The following is a 332-nucleotide window of genomic DNA, read 5'->3' as shown; positions in this document are numbered from 1 at the left end:
CTCATGCAGCCCCCCATCGTCACCGAGGCACAGATGGCCTTTGCGCTCAATGACACCGGCCAGGTGGCACACGAGACAGAATGCGTTTTCGAGATCACCCGGGAGGCACAACTGACATCCGCGCCGCCGGACTGGCGCACGTATCTCGTCCGGACATGGGGCAAACCGCATCACCCGGTCGCCGCGGCCCTGCCCCGCACAAAGGCGGAAGTGTCACACTGGAACCAGTGGGTGACCGAAGGCTGGGCAGATGGAGAAAAGCAGGCGACCGAGATCTTCCTCTCCGACCTGTCGCGCCTGCAGCGCGACATTACCGGCATGGCCCGCTACCG

The 332-nt window shown here is 64.5% G+C and carries 1 protein-coding gene; it reads left to right on the top strand.

The features are described 5' to 3' along the window. Window positions 1-332 (top strand): type IV secretory system conjugative DNA transfer family protein (locus B7449_RS17480; RefSeq protein WP_048883940.1); only part of this gene is annotated, 332 nt, incomplete at both ends.

It is taken from the genome of Komagataeibacter intermedius TF2, from assembly GCF_000964425.1.
Taxonomy (GTDB): Bacteria; Pseudomonadota; Alphaproteobacteria; order Acetobacterales; family Acetobacteraceae; genus Komagataeibacter; species Komagataeibacter intermedius.
This window is presented reverse-complemented; position numbering and strand designations above follow the sequence as displayed.